The sequence below is a fragment of the Caldicellulosiruptor sp. DIB 104C genome (assembly GCF_028198085.1).
Lineage (GTDB): Bacteria > Bacillota > Thermoanaerobacteria > Caldicellulosiruptorales > Caldicellulosiruptoraceae > Caldicellulosiruptor > Caldicellulosiruptor saccharolyticus.
The window spans coordinates 795327-811090 of record NZ_CP116337.1; the positions used below are offsets into that span (position 1 = coordinate 795327).

20 protein-coding genes, 1 tRNA gene and 1 pseudogene are annotated in these 15764 nt (G+C 33.7%); all 22 read left to right on the forward strand.

The window, feature by feature from the left end; all coding sequences use genetic code 11:
* Positions 1-2 precede the first annotated feature (2 nt).
* A complete protein-coding gene (gene hemL, locus PGC14_RS03850) occupies positions 3-1286 on the forward strand; it encodes a glutamate-1-semialdehyde 2,1-aminomutase (RefSeq protein WP_271629558.1) in 1284 nt (427 codons plus the stop codon).
* 121 nt (positions 1287-1407) lie between these two features.
* The gene (larE, locus tag PGC14_RS03855) at positions 1408-2265 is read left to right on the forward strand and encodes an ATP-dependent sacrificial sulfur transferase LarE (protein WP_039764882.1); all 858 of its coding nucleotides are present in this window, start codon (positions 1408-1410) and stop codon (positions 2263-2265) included.
* 2 nt (positions 2266-2267) lie between these two features.
* Complete coding sequence (locus PGC14_RS03860; protein ID WP_039764880.1) at positions 2268-2663, forward strand: VOC family protein; 396 nt, start codon at positions 2268-2270, stop codon at positions 2661-2663.
* A gap of 77 nt (positions 2664-2740) precedes the next feature.
* A tRNA-Gly gene (locus tag PGC14_RS03865) sits at positions 2741-2814 on the forward strand.
* A 170-nt stretch (positions 2815-2984) separates the two neighbouring features.
* Positions 2985-3314: an STAS domain-containing protein gene (locus PGC14_RS03870; protein WP_039764877.1), complete on the forward strand. Its 330-nt coding sequence runs from the start codon at positions 2985-2987 to the stop codon at positions 3312-3314.
* Positions 3315-3349: 35 nt separating this feature from the next.
* A complete protein-coding gene (spoIIAB, locus tag PGC14_RS03875; protein ID WP_039764895.1) occupies positions 3350-3832 on the forward strand; it encodes an anti-sigma F factor in 483 nt (160 codons plus the stop codon).
* Complete coding sequence (locus PGC14_RS03880; protein WP_051109302.1) at positions 3798-4517, forward strand: SigF/SigG family RNA polymerase sporulation sigma factor; 720 nt, start codon at positions 3798-3800, stop codon at positions 4515-4517. Before spoIIAB ends, PGC14_RS03880 begins: the two co-directional genes overlap by 35 nt.
* Before the next feature lie 127 nt (positions 4518-4644).
* Positions 4645-5343, forward strand: coding sequence for a ComF family protein (locus tag PGC14_RS03885; protein WP_271629559.1), 699 nt, complete (start codon positions 4645-4647; stop codon positions 5341-5343).
* Positions 5344-5362: 19 nt separating this feature from the next.
* Positions 5363-5803, forward strand: a complete 441-nt coding sequence (locus tag PGC14_RS03890; protein WP_271629560.1) for a TIGR03826 family flagellar region protein — start codon at positions 5363-5365, stop codon at positions 5801-5803.
* A 75-nt stretch (positions 5804-5878) separates the two neighbouring features.
* The gene (gene flgM / locus PGC14_RS03895; protein ID WP_039764893.1) at positions 5879-6166 is read left to right on the forward strand and encodes a flagellar biosynthesis anti-sigma factor FlgM; all 288 of its coding nucleotides are present in this window, start codon (positions 5879-5881) and stop codon (positions 6164-6166) included.
* Between the two features lie 83 nt (positions 6167-6249).
* Complete coding sequence (locus PGC14_RS03900) at positions 6250-6738, forward strand: flagellar protein FlgN (protein ID WP_271629561.1); 489 nt, start codon at positions 6250-6252, stop codon at positions 6736-6738.
* Positions 6739-6760: 22 nt separating this feature from the next.
* Positions 6761-8338, forward strand: coding sequence for a flagellar hook-associated protein FlgK (gene flgK, locus PGC14_RS03905; protein WP_271629562.1), 1578 nt, complete (start codon positions 6761-6763; stop codon positions 8336-8338).
* Between the two features lie 25 nt (positions 8339-8363).
* Positions 8364-9311 (forward strand): flagellar hook-associated protein FlgL, encoded by a 948-nt coding sequence (gene flgL, locus PGC14_RS03910; RefSeq protein WP_271629563.1) that lies wholly within the window; start codon positions 8364-8366, stop codon positions 9309-9311.
* Between the two features lie 37 nt (positions 9312-9348).
* Entirely contained in the window at positions 9349-9726 is a 378-nt protein-coding gene (locus PGC14_RS03915; RefSeq protein WP_271629564.1) for a DUF6470 family protein, read from the forward strand.
* Positions 9723-10154: a type VII toxin-antitoxin system HepT family RNase toxin gene (gene hepT, locus PGC14_RS03920; RefSeq protein ID WP_271629565.1), complete on the forward strand. Its 432-nt coding sequence runs from the start codon at positions 9723-9725 to the stop codon at positions 10152-10154. Before PGC14_RS03915 ends, hepT (PGC14_RS03920) begins: the two co-directional genes overlap by 4 nt.
* Before the next feature lie 3 nt (positions 10155-10157).
* Positions 10158-10616, forward strand: a complete 459-nt coding sequence (gene fliW / locus PGC14_RS03925; RefSeq protein WP_271629566.1) for a flagellar assembly protein FliW — start codon at positions 10158-10160, stop codon at positions 10614-10616.
* Between the two features lie 12 nt (positions 10617-10628).
* On the forward strand, positions 10629-10871 hold the full coding sequence (csrA, locus tag PGC14_RS03930) for a carbon storage regulator CsrA (RefSeq protein WP_271629567.1): 243 nt from the start codon (positions 10629-10631) through the stop codon (positions 10869-10871).
* Complete coding sequence (mntA, locus tag PGC14_RS03935) at positions 10858-11298, forward strand: type VII toxin-antitoxin system MntA family adenylyltransferase antitoxin (protein WP_271629568.1); 441 nt, start codon at positions 10858-10860, stop codon at positions 11296-11298. The genes csrA and mntA overlap by 14 nt, the downstream gene beginning before the upstream one ends.
* The gene (gene hepT, locus PGC14_RS03940) at positions 11264-11683 is read left to right on the forward strand and encodes a type VII toxin-antitoxin system HepT family RNase toxin (protein WP_271629569.1); all 420 of its coding nucleotides are present in this window, start codon (positions 11264-11266) and stop codon (positions 11681-11683) included. Before mntA ends, hepT (PGC14_RS03940) begins: the two co-directional genes overlap by 35 nt.
* 151 nt (positions 11684-11834) lie before the next feature.
* Positions 11835-12674 (forward strand): annotated as a pseudogene (locus tag PGC14_RS03945) (ATP-binding protein); the annotation flags it as partial.
* Positions 12675-12795: 121 nt separating this feature from the next.
* Positions 12796-13614 (forward strand): flagellin, encoded by an 819-nt coding sequence (locus PGC14_RS03950; protein WP_271629570.1) that lies wholly within the window; start codon positions 12796-12798, stop codon positions 13612-13614.
* A gap of 95 nt (positions 13615-13709) precedes the next feature.
* Positions 13710-15686 carry a glycosyltransferase family 2 protein gene (locus PGC14_RS03955; RefSeq protein ID WP_271629571.1) on the forward strand — a complete coding sequence of 659 codons (1977 nt, stop codon included), beginning with the start codon at positions 13710-13712 and terminating at the stop codon, positions 15684-15686.
* The last annotated feature ends 78 nt before the right edge of the window (positions 15687-15764 follow it).

Sequence of the window (15764 nt, forward strand, 5' to 3'; positions counted from 1 at the left end):
AAATGAAACTTGACAAAAGTAAAGAAGTATTTGACAACACCAAAAGATATATACCAGGCGGGGTTAACAGTCCAGTTCGTGCATTTAAAAATTTGAGTATTACACCGCCTGTCATATCAAAAGGAAAAGGCTGCCGTATATTTGATATTGATGGCAATGAATATATTGATTTTGTTCTGTCCTGGGGTGCGATGATATTAGGACATTGTGACCCTGATGTTGTAAATAGGATAAAAGAAGTGGTGGAAGATCAAATGGCATTTGGTGCTCCAACAGAAATAGAGTACAAGATGGCAAAGCTTGTGTGTGAGACAGCCCAAATTGATATGGTTCGATTTGTTAATTCAGGGACAGAAGCTACAATGACTGCTGTAAGGCTTGCAAAAGGCTATACTGGGAAGAAAAAAATAGTGAAATTTGCAGGCTGTTATCATGGTCATCATGACATCTTTCTAAAAGAAGCAGGGTCAGCAGTAGCAGAGCTAAGATTAAAGGGAATTGATGAAGACATTGTACAAAATACAATTGTGGTTGAATACAACAATTTAGATTCAGTAGAAAAAGCTTTTAAAGAAAACAAAGATGAGATAGCAGCTGTTATAATCGAGCCTGTGGCAGGGAATATGGGTGTTGTACCTGCAAAAAAAGAGTTTTTGCAAGCCCTAAGAGAAATTTGCAACCTCCATGGCAGTCTTCTGATTTTCGATGAAGTAATAACTGGTTTTAGACTTTCACTGAAAGGTGCAAGAGCTATATATAATGTTGAGCCGGACCTTATAACTTTTGGAAAGATAATTGGTGGAGGGCTTCCTTGCGGCGCAGTTGGTGGCAAAAAAGAGATAATGCAGTGCTTAGCACCACAAGGAAATGTCTTTCAGGCAGGTACTATGTCGGGCAATCCAATTGTGATGAGTGCAGGTTATGCTACCATCAAGAAGCTTAAAGAAAATCCTGATATTTATACCTATTTAGAATCACTGGCACAAAAACTTGAAAGCAACTTGGCAAAAGTCTTTTCTAATTCCAATTTGACTTTTTGCATCAACAGAGTTGGCTCAATGCTGACAGTCTTCTTTGGAGTTGAGAAGGTTGAAAATTTCGAGATGGCGAAAATGAGCAATTTAAGTATGTTTAAAAAGTTTGCGGAATATATGATAACAAATGGCATTTATATTCCATCTTCTCAGTTTGAAGCAATGTTTTTGTCAAGTGCACATACTGAAAGTGATGTAGAAAGGTTTGCTGAGGTTGCTGAAAGTTTTGCAAAGTTTGTAAAGAAACTTTGATGTAGCTTTTTATCAGCTTTGCGAAATGATATTGATATAAAATAAGTTTATGTGTAAAATAAATTCATACAAAATCTATCGAAATAATTTTTATTTGAATAATATGCAGGAGGGTCATATTATGGATACAATAATAGATGAAGCATTAAAAGAAAAATATGAAAATCTCAAAAGTTTTTTGAAAAGCTTAGGAAGTGTTGCTATTGCTTATTCAGGTGGTGTTGACAGTACATTTTTAGTCAAAGTTGCTTATGATGTTTTAGGTGAAAAGGCTTTAGCCGTCACAGCTACATCATCTACTTATCCCAAAAGAGAGTTTGAGGATGCCAAAAAGTTTATAAAAGAGATAGGAGCAAAACATATTATTATAGAATCAGAAGAGCTTGAAATTGAGGGATTTAATAAAAATCCTATTGATAGATGCTATTACTGCAAAAAAGAGCTTTTTGAAAAGATATGGAAAGTAGCAAAGGCACATGGAATTGAGCATGTTGCGGATGGTTCAAACTTTGATGATTTGAATGATTTTAGGCCTGGCATGAAAGCGGCGTGTGAGCTGAATGTGGTAAGTCCACTTAAGGTTGCAAAGCTAACCAAAGAAGATATTAGAAAGCTTTCGAAATATTTAGGACTTCCTACTTGGCAAAAACCGGCATATGCTTGTCTTTCATCAAGAATTCCGTATGGTGAGGAAATTACAAAAGAGAAGCTTGAAATGATAGAAAAGGCTGAAGACTATTTAATTGAACTTGGATTTAGACAGGTAAGAGTCAGGTTTCATGGCAATCAACTTGCCCGGATTGAAATAGGCAAAGAGGAATTTGGCAGGTTTTTAGATGAAAGAATAATTGAGAATGTTAAGAACAAACTAAAAGAGATAGGATTTGTTTATGTAACATTAGATTTAGAAGGTTATAGAACAGGAAGCATGAATCTGAGTATAAAAAATGTTAGTGAAAAGAATTTAAGTGAGGTGTAAAAATGAAAAAACTTATTCCTGAAATCCATCTCAAAAACTGCACTCAAGCTTTGGAATTTTACAAAAATGTATTTAGTGCAGAGGTAAAGAATGTCCAGATGACTGACAACGTTCCAGCATTTCAACAATACAAAGGGAAAGTGCTTCATGCAGAGCTCTTTTTATCCCCAGAATTGGTGGTCTATTTAGCAGATAAATTTGATGATAAACCTGATATTAGCAATATCCACCTTGTTCTTGAATGTGAATCTGAAGAAGAGATAAAAAGAATTTACAATAACCTTGCAGAACAAGGAAGTGTCAAGTTTGAATTACAAAAAACTTTCTGGGGAGCTCTTCATGCAGTGGTGACTGATAAATTTGGTGTTACGTGGGGTTTGAACTACTCTCTCAAATAATTTACTTGAGAATAGCTATTGACAACAATTGTTTTAGATATTATAATATTTGTTGTGCAAAGGGCAAGCAAATAAGAGCGGGTGTAGTTCAATGGTAGAACACCAGCCTTCCAAGCTGGTAGCGTGGGTTCGATTCCCATCACCCGCTCCAGATAAAGAAAGCATACCCCTCAATGGCTAAAGAACCATTGAGGGTTTTTTGTTTTGCATTTATAAAGCAAAATATTCTATTTCGACAAAATATTACATAAAATACTGAAGGATTTTTTGGGGTAATATAGAATTAGAAGTAATATAACTTTCAAATCGAGGTGCAAAAAAATGGATTTTGAAGCAATTATGATGGAAGGGACGCTGATTTTAAAGATAAGAGGTGAACTTGATCAATATAATGCAGATAGATTTCGGTTAAGATTTGACATGAAAATAGTAAGTCCTGAGGTACAAAAAGTGGTAATTGACATTTCAGAACTTACCTTTATGGACTCATCAGGTGTTGGCTTTCTGGTCGGAAGGTTCAAAACTGCAAGGACTTTTGCAAAAGAACTTGTCTTGGTTTGCAGCTCAAGCTATATCAACAGACTTCTTTCAACTTGTGGAATAGAAAAGCTGATAAAGAAATATACAACTATTGATGAGGCTTTGAGCTAAATTTTTGTAAAATGAAAGGATGTGAAGGAAATACAATGAGAATTTTAAACTATATGGAACTTAAAATTCCTTCTAAATCGCAAAATGAAGCGTTTGCAAGGGTGGCTGTTGCTGCATTTGTTGCCCAGCTTGACCCAACATTGGATGAGGTTACAGAAATCAAGACTGCTGTATCTGAAGCTGTAACAAATTCAATAATTCATGCATATGAGGATAAAATTGGGGAAATAATAATAAAAGGAAAGATTTATGAAAATTTTGTTGTTGAGATTGAGGTAATTGACTTTGGCAAGGGAATTGAAGATGTTGAGCTTGCACGCCAGCCGCTTTTCACGACCAAGCCTGATGAAGAGCGGTCTGGTATGGGTTTTACTGTGATGGAGACGTTTATGGATAAGGTTGAGGTTACATCAGAGGTTGGCAGGGGTACATGTGTGCGGATGTTCAAAGCCATTAAAAAACGAAAGAGCGAGGGAGTGGAAATTGAGCAAAGTTTCCCAGGAGGAATTGATAAGTAAGGCAAAAAACGGTGATAAAAAGGCGCGGCAAGAACTCATTGAAAACAATCTTGCGCTTGTGTGGAGCATTGTCAAAAAGTTTGTAGTCAAAGGAATTGAAGCTGATGATTTGTTCCAGATAGGGTGTATTGGACTTATCAAAGCTGTTGATAGGTTTGACCTAAGCTTCAATGTCAGATTTTCAACATACGCTGTGCCAATGATAATTGGAGAAATAAAAAGGTATTTACGAGATGATGGTAAAATAAAGATTTCACGAAAGATAAAGGAAAACCAGAACAAGCTCAAGAGATTTCGCGATGAGTTTTTATTTCAAAACGGCAGAGAGCCAACAATTAGCGAGATTTCAGAGACAACAGGTTTGAGCCAAGATGATATTTTGCTTTGCATAGATGCATCACTTGATGTCACATCTTTAAATGAGGTTATAAACCAAGAAGAAGGAAAACCTATCACACTTATGGACATCGCAGCTGATGAGGACTACTCAAGCAGACTTTTAGACATAATGGCTTTGAAGGAAGGGTTAAGAAAATTAAAAGGACGTGAACGCTACATAATATTTATGCGCTACTTTAAAAACAAAACACAGTCTGAGATTGCAAAAGAACTCAATATATCACAAGTGCATGTTTCGAGGATTGAAAAAAAAGCCTTGGAAAGGATAAAGAGAGAGTTTCTATGAAAATAATAAAATTTCAGTTTGACACGCAGTCGGAAAAATGCGTGTCTTTTATTTTTTTATATCTGGAATTTTTTAATTGTTTGTGATTTAATATAGATAAAATAAATTAAGTTTTAAACTTTGAGAAATGGAAAGACTAATCCAATTTTTCTTTCCTCGCCGCTGTTCATTTTGTGGTAAGGTGGGAGATGACCCATGTGATGAGTGCAAAAAGTTTATACGGTTTATCCAAGGCAAAACATGCGGAAAATGCGGAATTCCAATTGGTGACTTTGTCTACAGTCTTTGTCCAAACTGTCAAAAAGAAAGTTTTTCCTTTGAAAAGGTCTTTCCCGTTTTTTATTATGAAAGTGTTGTTAGAAAAGGTGTTCATCTTTTCAAGTATAGGGGTTTTTACCAGAATGCTTTAACATTTTCAAATCTGATGGCAAACAAAATAATAAGCTCTAATGTGCACATAGATATTGTAATACCTGTGCCAATAAGTTATGAGAGGTACTTAAAAAGGGGATATAATCACTCCTTCCTTTTAGCAAAGAATATATCAAAAACGTTGAAAGTACCTCTGGTTGATGCTCTAAGAAGAACGCAGACTACAAAGCCCTTTTACAACCTTTCAAGAGAGGAAAGAAGAAGGGAAATAAAAAATAGAATTGCCTTCAAAAAGGGGTATGAAAATATTGTGAAGGGAAAGACAGTTCTACTTGTTGATGATATTTTCACAACTGGAGCAACAGCAGATGAATGCTCAAAGGTGTTGTTAAAAAGTGGTGCGAACAAGGTGTATGTATCTGTTTTAGCAATAACAAAACTATCAAGAGGATAAAAATAGGGGGTTGTGATTAATGGATGTAAGAAATTGTAGAAGGTGTGGGAAGCTTTACCTATATGATGGAATTCCTATCTGTCCTCAGTGTAGAAAAGAAGAAGAAGAGGATTTCAAAAAGGTAAAAGAGTATTTATATGAGCATCCAGGTGCCACATTGCCAGAGGTGTCTAATGCAACAGGTGTGTCACCTGAGAAGATTTTAAGATTTTTAAAAGAGGAAAGACTTGAAATTGTGGGTGAGAGCAATATCATCTTAGAGTGTGAAAGATGCGGAAAAGCTATAAAAACAGGTAGGCTTTGTGATGAGTGCAAAAGAGAGGTTGGAACAAGGTTTTTGAGTTATCTTGACGATAAAAAGCTTCGAGAGAGTATGAAGAAGAACGAGGAGTATGCTAAGAGAAAAGAAGGAGGTTATAGATATCTTTCAAAAGATTTTAAAGAGAACGAGGAAAAATAAAATTTTGTTAAACTTTTTTGCAAATTCTAACGATATATTAAGTGAGGATGTTGAGTGCAAGGGATGGGATTTGCTATGAGGATAGAAGATAGGATGAGGATATTACAGATATACAGTAGCAGCATAAGAGTAAACAAAGTGGAGAAGAAGCAAGATGTAAAAAGTGCAGATAAACTTGAAATCTCAAGTGAAGCAAGGGATTTTCAGGCAATCCTGAATGCTATAAAGTCAACACCTGACATTCGAGAGGAAAAGGTAAATGAAATAAAAAGTAAAATTGAGTCAGGCACTTATAATGTAAGTGCCAAGGACGTTGTGGAAAAACTAATAAGGGAATATAAGCAAGCGAAAAACGCATGGTAAAAAATTTGTCGGTGGCTGCTTTTGAATTTTTAGCAGCCTTTATATTTATTGTATAAAATTTAGTTAGGAAAGAGTTGATTTTCATGAATCAAGATGTAAATAGTGTAATTGAAATTTTAGAAAAAGAACACAACATTTTAAAAGAAATACTTGAAATCTACAGCTCTAAGACAAAATTCATAGTTGAAAATAACATATCAGCCCTCATAGAGCAGTCAACAATTGAAAGACAAAAAGCAGAGGAGATAAACAAGTTAGAAGATTTAAGGCAGTGCCTGATTGCTAAGATATCAAAGGAAAAGAGTACAGAAATCTCATCACTTGATAACTTGGTAGAATTTTGTGAAGGTGAGCAGAAACAAAAGCTAATTGACATAAGAAATTCTATCAGTAAGGTTATCAGCGAAATAAAGCGTGTAAATGATCTAAATTTGAGGCTTATTCAGAGCTCACTTGAGTATATAGATTTTATGACAAATTTAATCTCTTCCTATTTCACCGACGACACTACTTACCAAAAAGATGGTCAGAATAAAATAACAAAAAAGAATTTGTTTGATGTGAAGCTTTAAAGAAACGAAGGAGCTGAAAGAAATGTCTTTTTATGGTCTTGAGATTGCAAGAACAGGAATCTATGTAAATAGAAAAGGACTTGAGGTTACATCTCACAACGTTGCAAATGCCTCAACGCCAGGGTATACAAGGCAGGTTTTAAATGTAAAATCGATTCCACCTTCAAATCGGGTTGGGATTTATGACCCGAAGTTTCAGGTGGGGATGGGTGCAGATGTTCAGAGCCTTGTTCAGATTAGAGATATGTTTTTAGATATGCAGTACAGAAATGAATACTCCCGCCAGGGCGAGTATGAAATAAAAGCAGACAACCTCAATTTCATAGAGTCAATCTTTAACGAGCCAAGCGACACAGGACTTTCCAGTGTAATCGACCAGTTTTTCTCAAGTTTGCAGGAGCTTTCAAAAAATCCAGAAAGCTTAACAGTTCGTGCGCTTGTGCGCCAGAGAGCATCTGCGTTAACAGATACAATACATAAGATGTATAAACAGCTTGAGGACTTGCAAAGTGAGCTAAACGACCAGATTTACGATAGAATCCTTGATATAAACAGTATTGCCCATCAGATAGCAGACCTGAACAAACAGATTTTCATATTAGAGCTTCGAGGCGAGAAGGCAAACGATCTTCGCGACCAGAGAAATCTTTTGGTAGATAAGCTTTCAAAAATTGTTGACACACAAGCTTATGAAGATTCGGAGGGCAGATTCATAGTCCAAATTAGTGGGGAGACCTTAGTTAACCACTTTACAGTGTATGAGCTTGAGACTGACAAGGCAAAGATAAAAAGGTTAAGTGGTTTTGATTCAAACGACCAGCCAACAAACTTTGACCCTGATAATGCACTTTCGCAGCAAAACCTCTATGATGTTCCGGGACTCTTTGTTGTAATGTGGAAAGATACAGGGCAGGTTTTAAATGTTAAGTCTGGCGAGCTAAAGGGGCTTTTGGATATGAGAGATGGTATTGGTGGGATTGATGAAGATTTGACTGTAAATGGACAGGATATTGATGTACCAAATAAAAATAACTTTACAGGGATACCATATTACCTAAACAGGCTAAATGAGTTTGCAAAAAAGCTAATTGAAAAGTTTAATGAGCTTCATACACAAGGATATTCATTAAACGGGCAGAACACAGGTATTAACTTTTTTGAACCGCCGGTTGATTCTGGTAATTTCTTCTTTGCAAGGTATATCAAAGTATCAGACGATATAATGAATGATCTGAACAACATAGCAACAACAACTGACCCTGATAATCTTCCGGGTGGCAATGACCTTGTTGTAAAGATGCTACAGCTTAGAAATGACACATCAATCTTTAGAGAAGGCAAGTTTGAAGACTTTTTAAAATCGCTTATTTCAAACCTTGGTGTTGATTCACAAGGTGCAAAGAACTTTGCAGAAAACCAGAAAGTTATGGTCACCCAGCTTGACAATCGTCGTCAGGCTCTTTCTGGAGTTTCAATAGATGAAGAGATGACAAACCTCATAAAGTACCAGCACGGGTTTCAGGCATCAGCAAGAATGATAAATGCATTTGATGAAATGCTGGATGTCCTTATAAACAGGCTTGGACTTGTAGGAAGATAATTTGAAGCTTTGAGGTGAGAGCAAAATGAGAATAACAAGTAATATGATGGTAAACAATTTCCTTATAAATCTTAATAAAAACCTTGCAAGACTTGACGAATTGCAATATAAGATGGCAACAGGCAAAAAAATTAGATACCCATCTGATGACCCAGTGATAACTGCAAGGTCATTGAGACTTCGAACTGATATCTCTGAGATAGAGCAGCTTCAGAAAAATGTTGATGATGCATCTTCTTGGGTTGACATGACTGAAAGTGCTCTTGCGGATATCACAGAGTCACTGCAAAGAGTTAGAGAGCTTGCTGTTCGTGGCGCAAATGGCACAAACACACAAGAAGATATGGCTCAGATTGCAAAAGAGGTTGCTCAGATAAAAGAGCATATAATTCAGGTTGGAAATACGAGCTATGCAGGAAGGTATATCTTTTCAGGATTTAAAACAGACACAGCGCCGCTAAACTCTGATGGGTCTTTTTCAGACACAGGTGATTTCTCACAAGCTGGTGGTTATCCAGTTGACCTTAAAACTGGCAAGAATATAATCAAGTATGAGGTTATGAAAGCAAACTTTATTGAGATAAACAAAACAGCAAATCAGGTCTTTTACATTCAAGGAGAGACAGATGTGAATAAAGGTAATATGTTCAAAGTATTAGACAATTTAATTAATGCATTGAACAATGGTGATATCGATACTGTTAACTCTCTTTTGAGCGACATAGACAGGCATATAGACAATGTTGTTGCTCAGCGTGGCGATGTTGGTGCACTTCAAAACAGGCTTGAACTTATTAAAAACAGATTAAATGATGACAATGTAAACTTTACTACATTGCTATCAAACAACGAGGATGTTGACATGGCAGAGATTATAATGCAGCTCAAAACTGCAGAAAATGTGTACAGAGCAGCACTTCAGACAGGGGCACAGATTTTGCCACCAACACTTTTGGATTTCTTGAGGTTTTAAATAGTCTTTAACAGAAAAGCTTGAGGAAGTGCTAAAGATGCAAATTGCAAGGATTCAAATTCACCAGGAGTTTGTAAAGGTAAAACTTTCCCAGGAACATGTAAAAGTCAAAATAAACCAAGACAAGTGCTGGGAAGAGGTAAACCTTGGCTCAACAGACTACCTTGTGAGAAAAGCTGCAAAAGAAGGATATGAACAGGTTTTAAGATATATACAAAAGACAGCAGAAGACGGCAACAGGCTTGCAAGAATTGAAGATGGTGGAAATCCTATAATTGACATCTGTGTTGAAGAAGCTTTCCCAACCTATGACTACAGTGTTGATGTAATGCCAAAAAGCCGCCCAGAGATTTACTTTGAAGGTGGCAAGGTTTATATAGATTTTGAAATGGGTAAGGTTGATGTGAGGGTATGAACGGAAGAGAGGTTATAATAGATAAGATAAGCAAAATAATGTTTAGAATGAAAAGAATAGAGAGATTTAAAAGTATTACTTTTGAAGATTTTATAGATAATAGTAATATTCAAGATGTAGTTGCTTACAATTTGCTTTTGATTGTTCAAAATCTAATAAGTCTCTGTAATCGCATAATTGCTGAGAAACAATTTGAAGTACCTGAGAATTTTGAAGATATTCCCGAAATTTTAGCTAACGAGAAGGTTATTTCGGATGATTCTTCCATCTTTATGAAGAAAATGATTGATTTGAGAAATGCAATTGTTTATGAATATGCCCAATTAGATTTAAATGTTGTATATGACATCTTGAAGAATGATTTAAATGAGATTAAGAAAGTTCTAAAGGAAATTGTGGATTATTTAAAATATGAAAAGGGAGAATAAAAAATGGTAGTTCAAAAGTCAGTAGTCCAATCAAGAGTATTTGGACAGCTTGAAGTAAATGAAGAGAATATAATAACCTTTGAAGAAGGTATTCCTGCATTTGAGAATTTAAAAAAATTTGTAATTGTCAAAGAAGAAGACAGTCCCTTTTTGTGGTTACAGTCAATTGAAGATAAAGATATCGCATTTGTTATCATCAATCCATTTGACATAAAACCTGACTATGAATTTGACATAGGCGAGGAAGTTTTGAAAAAGCTTGAGATAGAATCAGAAAGAGACGTTGCAGTTTTTTGCATTGTTGTAATTCCAGAAGATGTAAGGCAGACAAGGGTAAACTTAAAAGCTCCAGTTATCATAAATGTGAACAAAAGAAAGGGAATGCAGTATCTTTTAGATGATGAAAGATATCCTCTAAGATATTACCTTTTTGAAAATTCAAATTCAAACGTGCAGAAATGAGGTATATAAAAGATGCTTGTTCTTTCACGAAAAGAAGGTGACCAGATTTTAATTGGAGATGATATAATAATAAAAGTTATAAGTATAGAAAAAGATTGTGTAAAACTTGGGATAGATGCTCCCAAAAATGTAAAGGTTTTGCGATATGAGCTGCTTCAAGAGGTCAAAAACGAAAATGTTGAAGCGTTGCAGGGTAAAGAGAGGCTTATTAGAATCAAGGATTTGAAAGGGTTTTTCAAAGATGGTGAAAGATGAGATTGTAAAGGTTTTAAGAGAATATTTTGAGAAAGATGATAAGGTTATATTTGCATATCTTTTTGGTTCATACGCAAGAGGAAATGCTAACAAATCAAGTGATATCGATATTGCTGCATACATCAAAAAAGGCAAAGATGCAACTGAAGATCTGTTATATCAACTTGATACAAAGAAAAATCTTGAGAATATTTTAGATAATGAAGTAGATTTTGTTATTTTGAATGATGCTGATCCTCTTTTGAAACATGAGGTTTTTAGTGATGGTATATTGATAATTGACAAAGATCATGATTTATATGTTGATGTTAGAGTAAAAAACTTTTATGAATATATGGACAAAAAAAAGTATCTTGAAATTTGTGCACTTTATCAAAGGGAGTATTTTATGGATGGTAAAAAGGGAGATTGTAACTCAAAAGGTTGAGAATATAAAAGCAAGTTTAAAAAAAATTAGATTGTTTTCAGATTTTACATTAGAACAATTTTTAGAAGATGGAATAGCTCAAGATGTTGTAGTTTTCAATCTGTTTTTGATTGTCCAAAATCTTATTGACATAGGAAATCACGTTATTTCAGATAACAGTTTAGGAGAACCTTCATCTTATAGCGATATCCCTATTATTTTAAAACGTGCAAAGATATTAAATGAAAATGAGATGCAAATTTTTAGGTCTATGATTCAGTTTAGAAATATAATTGCTCATGAATATGCTAAAATAGATTTGCATATTGTATATGATATATTCAAGAACAAGTTAGCTGATATAGAGTTAATCGTGAGTAAGTTTATAGAATACTGTGGGATTTAATTAAATGTTTTAAGGCAGGCAGAAGACCTGCCTTTTTATTTTTGGCATGACAATCTAATAAATATAGTCTCAAAAATACAAAGTATACTTTAAAAAATTAGCTTAAAAATCTAAAGTATACTTTATATTTTTGGGATAAAATTAAAAGTACGTGAAAGAGCTTTCAAATTTAAGTGCCCATCAAATTTCTGAACTTGTTTTTTTGCTTATGCCTTTGCAGAAATATTTCAACAGATACTTGATGGTTGGGGGATTCCCTGAATTTGTATTTTCAGAAGATTGGTTTTCAATTCAGAGAATTTTAAGAGAGGATGTAGTAGATAAGGTCATCAAAAGAGATATTCCTTCGCTATTTAATGTCAGAAACCTGACAGTATTAGAAAAAGTCTTCTTGTACTTGTGTTTTAACTCTTCAAGTGTAATTAATATTTCAACCATCAGTAAACAAATTGAGAATGTATCAGTAACTACAATAGAAAATTATATTCACTTGTTTGAAAATGCAAACTTGATTTATAGGAGTCTTCCAATCGAATTAGGTGGCAAAAAGATTTTAAAAGCAAAACCGAAAATATATATATCTGACCCAGCTATTAGAAATGCAGTTTTAATGATAGATAATCTCTTCACCGATAGCAAAGAACTTGGAATTACAGTTGAAACAGCAGTTTTTAAACATATATACAGCTTTTATAGTGAAGAAAATGTAAAGATAGGCTATTTTAGAAAACCGACTGATAACCAAAAAGAAATTGATATAGTTGCACAGTTTCCAAATGGTAAGAGCCTGATTGAGGTAAAATTTAGAGAGGATAGCACACCTGCCGAAAATGATGCAATTGTGCAGATCTGCCAAAAAGAAAAAGATATAATCTCAGCAGTGCTTATCACAAAGAGAGCAGAAGATTATGGCAGGCTTGAGCTTACTGCGAAGGTTCCAATAATAAAGATTCCTGCGTTTGTGTTTATGTATTTGTTTGGGAGAAAGTAAAAAAATTTTTCTTTTCCCCCTAAACTCATAAAACCATCCTACCGATAATCTTATTGAAAACAAAATAAAGCTTCACAGGGACGTGAAGCTAAAAAATTAAGTTCAGGGAGGGTGTTTTAAGATGCGCATTAATAATAATGTCCAAGCTTTAAACACTTATAATAGGTTGACTATTAATAATGATGCGTTGGCAAAGTCACTTGAGAAACTCTCATCTGGTATGAGAATCAACAGAGCTGGCGATGATGCAGCAGGTTTGGCAATTTCAGAAAAGATGAGAGGACAAATTAGGGGTTTAAATCAAGCTATTCGAAATGCACAGGATGGTATTTCTTTGATTCAGACAGCAGAGGGTGCTTTAAATGAGACACATTCAATTTTACAGAGAATGAGAGAGCTTGCAGTTCAAGCAGCGAATGATACAAATACTGATGCAGATAGGCAAGCACTCCAATCTGAAGTTGATCAGTTGGTAGCAGAAATTAATCGTATAGCAACTACAACTCAATTTAACACGAAAGCATTATTGGATGGAACAGTTGCATCATCAGGTCTGGTATTCCATATAGGTGCTAATATTAATCAAAATATAACATTAACAATATCTGATACTCAAGCAAGTGCATTGGGGTTAAGTGGAATTAGTATTTCTACACAAGCATCAGCGAATGCAGCTATTTCTACAATTGATAGTGCTATCCAATATATTTCAGGGGTAAGAGCAAAACTTGGTGCTTATCAAAACAGGTTAGAACATACAATCAACAATTTAGGGGTATCTTCTGAAAATTTGACAGCAGCAGAAAGCAGAATCAGAGACGTTGATATGGCAAAAGAAATGATGGCATTTACAAAGAATAATATTTTAATGCAGGCAGCAACTGCAATGCTTGCACAAGCTAATCAGTTGCCTCAAGCAGTATTACAATTATTGCGATAAATCAAAAAAGAAATTGTATGTTTTGGCGTGAAAGAGGAGGAAGAGAATATTTTTCTCTTCCTCTTTCAATTTAAAGAAGGAGAATGAAATTTGAAATGATTAAAAAAGATAAAGATTTTTCTCTTGCTCTTTGTGTGATTACAAAAAATGAAGAAAATTTTATTGGTGGATGTATAGAAAGTGTTATTGACGTTGTGGATGAAATTATTTTGGTTGATACAGGTTCGACCGATTCTACAAAAGAAATTGCGTTTAGATATGGTGCCAAAGTGATAGAAACTGTATGGGAGGATGATTTTTCAAAAGTAAAAAATTTAGCATTAGACTATGTAAATACAGACTGGATTATTTTCTTAGATGCAGATGAGAGACTTCATCCAGAGGATAAAAATAAAATGCTGGAAACAATTTCAAAGTGTGCTGATAATACAGAAGCTATTTTAACAAAAATATTGAATTATCAAGATGTATATTGCTCAGTGACAGGAGAGATTCATTCTAATTATAGAATTTTTAAAAACAAAAAGTCTTTAAGATTTGTATATCCAATTCATGAAAATTTATTTAATATAGAAGAAAATCGTCCGCCTGTTTCAGTTATAAGTGATATAAGGATAATTCATTTAGGATATATAAACTTTATTACTAATAAGAGACAAAAGTCAAAAAGGAATATTACAATTTTGGAAAGATATTTAGAAAAAGATCCAAACAACTTCTTTCAAAATTTAAATATTGCAGTGGAGTATTACAGATTAGGAGACTATGAAAAGGCATTGTTCCATTTACTACGTATTAAAGAACAATTTTCGGTTTTTAATTTAAGTGCAAGTAGATATTTAAAGTTTTTAATACTAACTTATCTGCAGTTAGGTAAATATAAGGAAGCGTATGATATCATTATAACTGCAAAGAGGTTTTTTGCAAATGTAGGCAATTTTGACTATTATTTTTTAGAAATTTTGTGGTATTACTATCAGAACTTGTTTTTGATTTGTATAAAAAAGATTGATGAACTGATTCAATTAATTAAAAAAGGAGGGGAGAATGACAAAGATATTCATATATTTAACATTAATTCTGTAATTGGTTTAGGAGAAAAAGAATTTAAAATTTTAAAAGCTGAATGCTATGAAAGACTAAAAAAATATAAAGAAGTGCTTAATTTGTTTTATGAGGTTGCAAAAGAGCAATCTGATATTCATTTTTTGTTTTCTAATTTAGCACAAGTTTTGGTTAACTTGTATAAATATGATGAAATTTCAAGGTTATTGGATAGGGAATATTTGAGTGACATTGATAAAGCTGTTTTGATACATACCTATTTAGAAAATAGGACAGATAATGAGATAGAAGAACTTATTGAAAGTTTATCCAATAATCAGTTGAAGGAGTATTTTAAATGTATATTGTTTCTGAGAAAAGAGAAATGGAATGAAGCAATAGAACTTGCTGCAAGTAGAATTAAAGATGATAGCAACACAGAAAATGAGGAATTTGAGTTTTTCTATTATATTGCTTTTTTAAAACTCGGTAATATTTCAAGTATTAGTGAAATGTTTAAAAATAATAAATCAATTTCTGTGATAGATACATTAATAAACAAAAAGTTTATCAATCGATTAGAGAGTAATTCCATAAAAAATGTAATTACAGCATTAAAAAAATGTAATCAAAGGGATTTAATAGAGAGCATCATTAATAATCTGAAATATTACAAAGATTTAAAAGTAACAGCTGAAACAGCTCTATACTTATATGAAACTTATGACAAATTGAAGGCAATAGAACTAATGATACACATTGTAAGAGAAGGTTATTTAGATTATAGAATCTTATATATTTTAGCAGACCATCTTAAAAGAGCACATGAATATCATGAAGCAATTAATTTGGCTGAAGCAGCATTAGCGATTAATTCTTCATATGTTCCTACTTACATATTGTTATATGAGCTTTATTCAGCTCTTTCTCTAACTCAAAAAGTAGATTTTATAATAGATAAATTTTGTGAAACCTATACGGGAATAGATTTTAATTGGCTTATAGAAAACAGTTCCAAATACATATAAATGACAAGAATAATTTGAGGTTTATATTTTATCTGGTTTAACGAAAGAAATGTCGTTCAACGGCAGCTATTAAACTGT